This is a genomic window from Endozoicomonas sp. SESOKO3, assembly GCF_024606255.1.
Map to the genome: position 1 here is coordinate 1 of NZ_JAHHPR010000099.1, position 6,746 is coordinate 6,746.

Genomic DNA, 6,746 nt, shown 5'->3' on the forward strand with positions numbered 1-6,746 from the left:
GAAGCAGGAATTTTTAGACCAATTTATTGCAACCGCAGTAGGACAGCCTTAAGTCTGACAGGCTGCTAGCGCTTAATGTAGCCCTCCAGGGAGCCAAAAGAGACTTCCACTCCTCATTGCCAGACCAGATGGACTCATCCCACAACGGCAGAGGATTTCCTGCCAGATCAAGAAGATCAATCTGATCAAAGAGCCCCAACGCTTCTGCACGCTCCTTGAGGACACGACCGATACGAACACTCTGGGATTCCCTGCGGTGACTTCCACTAACAATTGTCAGGTTCATCAAAACCTCTTTCAACCATTCCGATTATTAAGTACAAGAAAATAATAACCAAAATATTCCACCGAAGCGAAGCCAGCTTGACCTGAAAGGCCAAGCCCAGAGATTTAAACTCCGACCTATTTAACGACTTTCAGATGTGGCTTGCCAGACTTGCGGGGAGTTTTTTTTGGACTCCTCTTCTTTTGCAGGTGGTGTTTCCTGAGACTCCGGACCTGATACAGCCTCCAATTCAAGATGAGAAGCCCCTACCTCTTCCGACTCAGCGAAGGGCTCTACTTCGAACACCATACCCTGCCCGTTCTCGCGGGCATAGATGGCCATCAATGCTTCTACAGGAACCACTATGGTCAACGCCTCACCGCCAAAGCGACCATCAAAGGTTATGACATCATTTCCCATATGCATGGCACGCACCGCTGCAGGGGAAATGTTAAGGACTATTTGATTGTCCTTAACGTACTCTCTGGGTACCTCGACCCCTTTCCTGGCAGTATCCACCAGGATGTATGGGGTGCAGTCATTTTCAAGAATCCAGTCATACAAGGCTCTGGTAATGTAAGGACGACTGCTGGTCATTGTCATAATCTGTCTCCATCCAGGCTAACTTCCGACGGCTGCCTGACCCCAGGCCAACTCATCCTTCGCACCATCAATAGCCAATATAGAAGAAGTCCTTTAACCCTCTCCAGAAAAGAGGTATCGCCGAAGCGGGGCAAAGCTACTTTTTAGCACCTCAACGGCAAAGCGCAGCACTTTTTCGACACCCTCTGAAACAGAGAAAACTTCTAATATGCCAAGAGCTGAAAAACCATCTGTCAACCAGAGATTCAACGACACTCTTAGCTCATGGCTGCTTAGCCAGATTCTTAAATTCCGGCAGTCATACTGCCGGGATCCACCTCAAATCAAAGAGTGTCACGCATCTCTTTTTCAATTTCAGACAAGCTCTCTTTGAAGGACTCACGCTCAAACAAACGTTCAGCATAATCCAGGATAGCCTGCCCCTGCCTGGGCAGTTCAATACCCATCGCTGACAGCCTCCAAAGGATTGGGGCTACACAGCAGTCCACCAGAGTGAATTCATCACTCATAAAGAATGGCTTTTCAGCAAAAATAGGCGCTACGGAGAGCAGGCTTTCACGAAGCTCTTTACGAGCACGGGCCGCAGGCGTCTCTTTGGTTTTTGGATCCGTAATGATATCCACCAAGCTGCACCAGTCTTTCTGGATGCGGTGCATCATCAGACGACTCTGGGCACGGCTGACCGGATAAACGGGCAACAAAGGAGGATGAGGAAAACGCTCATCCAAGTACTCCATCATGACGCTTGGCTCGTAAAGCACCAGCTCACGATCGACCAGAGTTGGAAGACTATTGTACGGGTTGAGATCAGACAGTTCCTGAGGCAGATTTTCAGGATTTACATCCTGAATGTCTACCGCGACCCCTTTTTCGGCCAGAACAATACGAACCCTGTGACAGTAGTGGTCAGATGGATCCGAGAAAAAAATCATGGATGACTTTTTGGCAACTACAGCCATGAAATACCCCCGCCTCATGCAAAGGAAATGAGCTCCCAATCGAGCCAGCCTACTCATTCGATCCCATAAATCGGACGAGCAATGCTGGCCTGACGGGCCGACACAATAAAATAACGGGTTATCTTAGCAAACTTTACGCCCTGCGGAATAGAGACCCTGGAAACTTTCGTAACACAAGGGGACAATAACTCTAAGAACAACCCGAAAACCTGAATAAATATTCAAAACCCGCTATAACCAACAAGTTGTCTCAGAAGCTGTTAATACGCTTATGAGAAAAGCCAATTACTTCCAGCCAGGAACCGCACTCCCCTTAAACAGCTCCCTGGCTTTCTCCTCCACTGCCGGAGTGTGGTAAGACTCGACCAGAGCCCTGATGCGGGGATCATTCTTATTGTCCTCGCGCGCCACAATCAGATTGACATAAGGAGAGTCTTTACCTTCTACCAGCAGTGCGTCACGCTCTGGCAACAGCCCTGCTGGCACAGAGTAGGTAGAGTTGATGAAAGCCAGATCAACGTCATCCAGAGAGCGGGGTAATTGCGCAGCATCCAGCTCGATGAACTGAAGTTTTTTTGGATTTTCAACAATATCAGCCGGTGTCGCTTCCAGATTATTAATGTCTTTCAGCTTGATGAAACCCTTTTTGTCCAAAAGGATTAGCGTACGACCTTCGTTACTTGGGTCGTTAGGAATCGCTACTTTGGCACCGTCTTTAAGCTCACTGATATCTTTGATTTTTTTGGAGTACGCGCCAATCGGGTAGACAAAAGTATTTCCAACAGCTGCCAGCTTGAAGCCACGATCACGAATCATGCTGTCCAGATACGGCCTGTGCTGGAAGGCGTTAGCATCAATAGAACCGTCAGCCAGAGCCACATTGGGAGAAACGTAGTCAGAAAACTCAACCAACTCAACATCTACACCGTGATCTTTTTTAGCAATGTCAGCGGCCACTTTCATGACGTCAGCTTCCGGCCCCGCCATAACACCCACTTTCAAAGGGCCTTCTGAGGCATTCTCAGAGCCACATCCCGCCAACAGGACACCGCCCGCCACAAGCGCCGCAACTGCGAGTGACTTTAATTTATTGACTGCAAACATTCTTCACTTCTCCATTCAGCCAGTCACATTGGACAAACCACTGAAACAGCCTGCCCCATTCAATAATTTAAATTCGCAAACAATCAGCGAGTTCTGTCGTAATAATTTTGCAAACGGTCACCAATACTCTGTATCAGCTGCACCAGCACAATAAGCACCACAACAGTGGCGAGCATGATGACGCCATCAAAACGCTGGTAGCCGTAGCGGATGCCCAGATCACCAAGACCTCCACCACCGATGGCACCTGCCATGGCCGAGTAACTGACCAGAGTCACCAGAGTAATAGTCATACCATTAATCAGGCCGGGGCGCGCTTCAGGCAGCAATACCCGACTGACGATCTGCAAAGGTGTTGCGCCCATGGATTGGGCTGCTTCAACCAGTCCGAAAGGTACTTCATTGATGGCGCCTTCAGCAATGCGAGCAACAAATGGGATAGCTGCAAGGGTCAGTGGCACAATCGCAGCTGTTGTCCCGATGGAGGTTCCCACCAGCAGGCGAGTCAGGGGAATGATCGCCACCAGCAGTATAATAAAAGGCACAGAACGTGTAGCGTTGACGATAGCACCCAGCACTGAATTCAAAACCGCATTTTCTTTAATACGACCGGGCTTGGTAATATATAGCAACACACCAAGCGGAATACCAAAGAGAAAACTGAGCCCACCAGACACCACTGTCATGTAAAGGGTTTCCCAGAGTGCCTTCCCCAGAAGAAGCCAGGAATCAGCTGACATAACCCACTACCTCCACCTGTACATTATCCCTGAGGAACGTCATGGAAGCCTCAACATCTGACTCCTCGCCCATAATTTCTACCATCAGAAAGCCCATGGACTTACCATGAACGGTTTCAATGTCGGCTTGCAGAATCACAAAATCAGTACCAAACTGCCTTGCCGCCCGGGTAATTAAGGGCTCCACCACCCGACGCCCTACAAAGGTAATCCTTACAACCGGCCTTGAGCCTTCGGTCGGCTCTGACTGAAAGCGGCTTTCCACTTCAGCCGCCGGCTTTTGGTGGATAGCACTGCAAACAAACTCTCTGGACAATTCCGTTTTTGGATTCAGGAAGAAGGATTCGACATCATTCTCTTCAATCAGTTGACCATGGCTTAGTATGGCAACTCGATCGCAAATCGTTTTAACAACATCCATCTCATGAGTAATGATCAGCACTGTGATCTTCAACTCACGATTAATATCCTTCAAAAGTCCAAGAATGGATCGTGTGGTCTGAGGGTCAAGCGCAGAAGTTGCCTCATCACACAAAAGAACCTTTGGCTTACTGGCCAGGGCGCGAGCAATAGCCACCCTCTGTTTCTGACCACCTGAAAGCTGAGAAGGATAGCTGTCCCGCTTTTCTTTCAAACCGGTCAGATCCAGCAGGGGAATCACCGCCGTTTCTATTTCTTGTGAACTGGCACCGGCCAGTTCCAGTGGTAGAGCAATATTCTGATAAACAGTTCGACTCGACAGCAGATTGAAGTGCTGGAAAATCATGCCAATGTTGTGGCGGACCAGACGCAGTTCTTTCCCGGTCAACTGAGTGAGGTCCTGCCCGTCCACAATGACCCGGCCCGAACCGGGACGCTCTAACATATTGACACAACGTATCAGCGTACTCTTGCCAGCGCCGCTTGAGCCAATCACACCGTAGATTGATCCTTCAGGCACAGTGAGGTTAATCCCATCCAGCGCCTTAAGCTCTCTACCTCCTACCTTAAACACCTTGGTAAGGTTTTTCAGTTCTATCATCATTACTCCTGCCTGATTCAGATACAATCAGGTCATGGCCGACTGAGGTATATTCAGTCAGTTCACTCAATTCGTCTACCTTGATGGTTTTCAATGGGAGCTGGTCATGCTGTCGACTCGGATTACAGCCTTGAGGTCCGCCAGGCGACCTCTTTTTCACGACCAAAAAAAAACCACTCTGTGCTAAACAGAGTGGTTTTTCATGAATGCGTTCATAACCCCTTCTTTTAGCCGTATTTCTAGAGCGCCCGCAAGCCAAGACAAATCAGCGCATTCCTCAAAAGCCTAAACGACAAAAAAACCAAAGTCAACTGCTCTGCTTTCCCAGCAGGAATGTAAGCGGAAGCATGGCCTCAAAGATCAACTAGCGAACACCCGAAGCAATAGCACTGACACCAGCAATACTGCAAAGAACCAGCAAGGCATGGCGCATAATTCTTTGATCAATTCGGGGGGATACATGGGAAGCGGTTTTACTCCCCAGCAATACAGCTGGAAGCAGCATCAGGGCATCTTTAAAGTCATCAAGACCCACCATGCCTGCTACTGATAGAAATATCAGTGAGATAGTACTGCTGAAAACAAAATAAATGGACATGCTGGCCCGGATTTTGTCACCGGTTTCGTTCTGCATGACCAGGGCTACCGGAGGCCCGCCAATAGACGATGTTGTGCCTGTGATACCAGAAACAACACCAGCGACAAACAAGCTGGATTTAGTCGCTCGAATCTTTACAGAAAACAGACTCACAAAAACGGCCATCAGCACAGCCAGACCAATAAAAAGACTCATGTGCTCTCTGGAGGCCACTGCCAAAAGATAAGCTCCCAGCAGTGAACCCGGAATTCTGCCAGCCACAGCATACTTCATCTCTGCCAAATCCAGTGCCCCCCGATACTTTCTGACCGTCAGGAGAGAAAGGAACATAGCCATGCAGATCAGGGTAGCCGGCACCAGAGAGGGTGCAACGATATAGAGAATAGGTGCGGCCACCACCGCCATACCAAAACCGACCATGCCCTGGATCAGAGCCCCCAGGAAGACAACGAGCATGGCTATTAGTTGCGGGTACAGACTCAAATCCATAACATCACTGAAACATCAAATATCGAAAGGGGATATAAATATAACCGTTTGCTATGAAAAGAATCTACTGTCATTTATACCCATAAAAGGCGTATCACGACAAAAGACGTTTATCTTCCAAACAACTCCCTGTAATGCTTTCTACAGAATGAAAGGTAATTGTCGTTACCTCCAACCTGAACCTGACTGCCGCAGTTAATCAAAAAAATCAATAAATTGCATGATTTCATTTGTTCATTAACCAAGTCCAGAGCTTGGAATGAGCACCCGCTTATCACCTATCATGGTTCCCCGGAGGAAAGTCGGCCATTGTGATTGGTCCAGCTTTACCGATGGATTCAGCGGTTCAATGAACTTTTTACTTCTGGCTACGTATTCCTGTTTCTGCGTTTCTGAGAGATGTTGTTTGCCAGCAGAATTTACTACCCTATCAATCGTGCGGCAGAAATGATCATACATTTTCCGGGGATTAGACAAATTACCGGAAATCATCGGAATAACGCACTGACCAACAATACCTGCATCGGTTTCACTCAGTAACTCACTCCACGTTTTTCCCAAAGAACTGTTCAACTGAAACAAAATATTTGATAAGTGATGTATGAATCGATTTTCATCATAGTTATGCCGATGTATGTCCCACGTTGGTAAATGGGTTTCAAGATCTTCAAGGTTAAATGCCAGTTGGCCCAGGGCTTTTCTGGTAGACTTCAGATATTCCAGCGTTTTTTTGGCCGACTTCTCACACTCCTGCCATTCTTCTATCTTTTGGTCTTGTTGTTCCTGCGGGTATTTGGAAATAGAGCTTTCAAAGCACGCTTTCTTCTGCTGAAAATCCTGTTTTACCTGAATGTACTCATTGTGGAAGGCCATTTTAATTTTTCTCACAACATCGGCAACGGCAACGATTAAATCGATATCAGCATTTCTTAACATGCTGGCTCGTACTGCATGATAAAGATCATGC

At 47.8% G+C, this 6,746-nt stretch carries 8 protein-coding genes; all 8 read right to left on the reverse strand.

All coding sequences use genetic code 11. The features are described 5' to 3' along the window. Positions 1-13: 13 nt before the first annotated feature. The gene (locus KDK18_RS01565; protein WP_257252696.1) at positions 14-286 is read right to left on the reverse strand and encodes an NADPH-dependent FMN reductase; all 273 of its coding nucleotides are present in this window, start codon (positions 284-286) and stop codon (positions 14-16) included. A 120-nt stretch (positions 287-406) separates the two neighbouring features. Beyond that, positions 407-868, reverse strand: coding sequence for a ClpXP protease specificity-enhancing factor (locus tag KDK18_RS01570; RefSeq protein WP_257252698.1), 462 nt, complete (start codon positions 866-868; stop codon positions 407-409). A 323-nt stretch (positions 869-1,191) separates the two neighbouring features. Next, on the reverse strand, positions 1,192-1,827 hold the full coding sequence (locus KDK18_RS01575) for a glutathione S-transferase N-terminal domain-containing protein (protein ID WP_257252699.1): 636 nt from the start codon (positions 1,825-1,827) through the stop codon (positions 1,192-1,194). 285 nt (positions 1,828-2,112) lie between these two features. Continuing rightward, positions 2,113-2,931 (reverse strand): MetQ/NlpA family ABC transporter substrate-binding protein, encoded by an 819-nt coding sequence (locus KDK18_RS01580; protein WP_257252701.1) that lies wholly within the window; start codon positions 2,929-2,931, stop codon positions 2,113-2,115. 83 nt (positions 2,932-3,014) lie between these two features. Next, positions 3,015-3,671: a methionine ABC transporter permease gene (locus tag KDK18_RS01585; RefSeq protein WP_257252703.1), complete on the reverse strand. Its 657-nt coding sequence runs from the start codon at positions 3,669-3,671 to the stop codon at positions 3,015-3,017. Further along, on the reverse strand, positions 3,661-4,692 hold the full coding sequence (locus KDK18_RS01590) for a methionine ABC transporter ATP-binding protein (RefSeq protein ID WP_257252706.1): 1,032 nt from the start codon (positions 4,690-4,692) through the stop codon (positions 3,661-3,663). The genes KDK18_RS01585 and KDK18_RS01590 overlap by 11 nt, the downstream gene beginning before the upstream one ends. Positions 4,693-5,056: 364 nt before the next feature. Beyond that, on the reverse strand, positions 5,057-5,779 hold the full coding sequence (locus tag KDK18_RS01595; RefSeq protein WP_257252704.1) for a sulfite exporter TauE/SafE family protein: 723 nt from the start codon (positions 5,777-5,779) through the stop codon (positions 5,057-5,059). A gap of 237 nt (positions 5,780-6,016) precedes the next feature. Beyond that, positions 6,017-6,746, reverse strand: a 730-nt coding sequence (locus tag KDK18_RS01600) for a hypothetical protein (RefSeq protein WP_257252705.1), incomplete at its 5' end; no start/stop codon positions are given.

Excerpts from the sequence above, each read along its gene's own strand:
- KDK18_RS01565 (WP_257252696.1), bottom strand. The coding sequence starts at position 286 with ATGAACCTGACAATTGTTAGTGGAAGTCACCGCAGGGAATCCCAGAGT.
- KDK18_RS01570 (WP_257252698.1), bottom strand. The coding sequence starts at position 868 with ATGACAATGACCAGCAGTCGTCCTTACATTACCAGAGCCTTGTATGAC.
- KDK18_RS01575 (WP_257252699.1), bottom strand. The coding sequence starts at position 1,827 with ATGGCTGTAGTTGCCAAAAAGTCATCCATGATTTTTTTCTCGGATCCA.
- KDK18_RS01580 (WP_257252701.1), bottom strand. The coding sequence starts at position 2,931 with ATGTTTGCAGTCAATAAATTAAAGTCACTCGCAGTTGCGGCGCTTGTG.
- KDK18_RS01585 (WP_257252703.1), bottom strand. The coding sequence starts at position 3,671 with ATGTCAGCTGATTCCTGGCTTCTTCTGGGGAAGGCACTCTGGGAAACC.
- KDK18_RS01590 (WP_257252706.1), bottom strand. The coding sequence starts at position 4,692 with ATGATAGAACTGAAAAACCTTACCAAGGTGTTTAAGGTAGGAGGTAGA.
- KDK18_RS01595 (WP_257252704.1), bottom strand. The coding sequence starts at position 5,779 with ATGGATTTGAGTCTGTACCCGCAACTAATAGCCATGCTCGTTGTCTTC.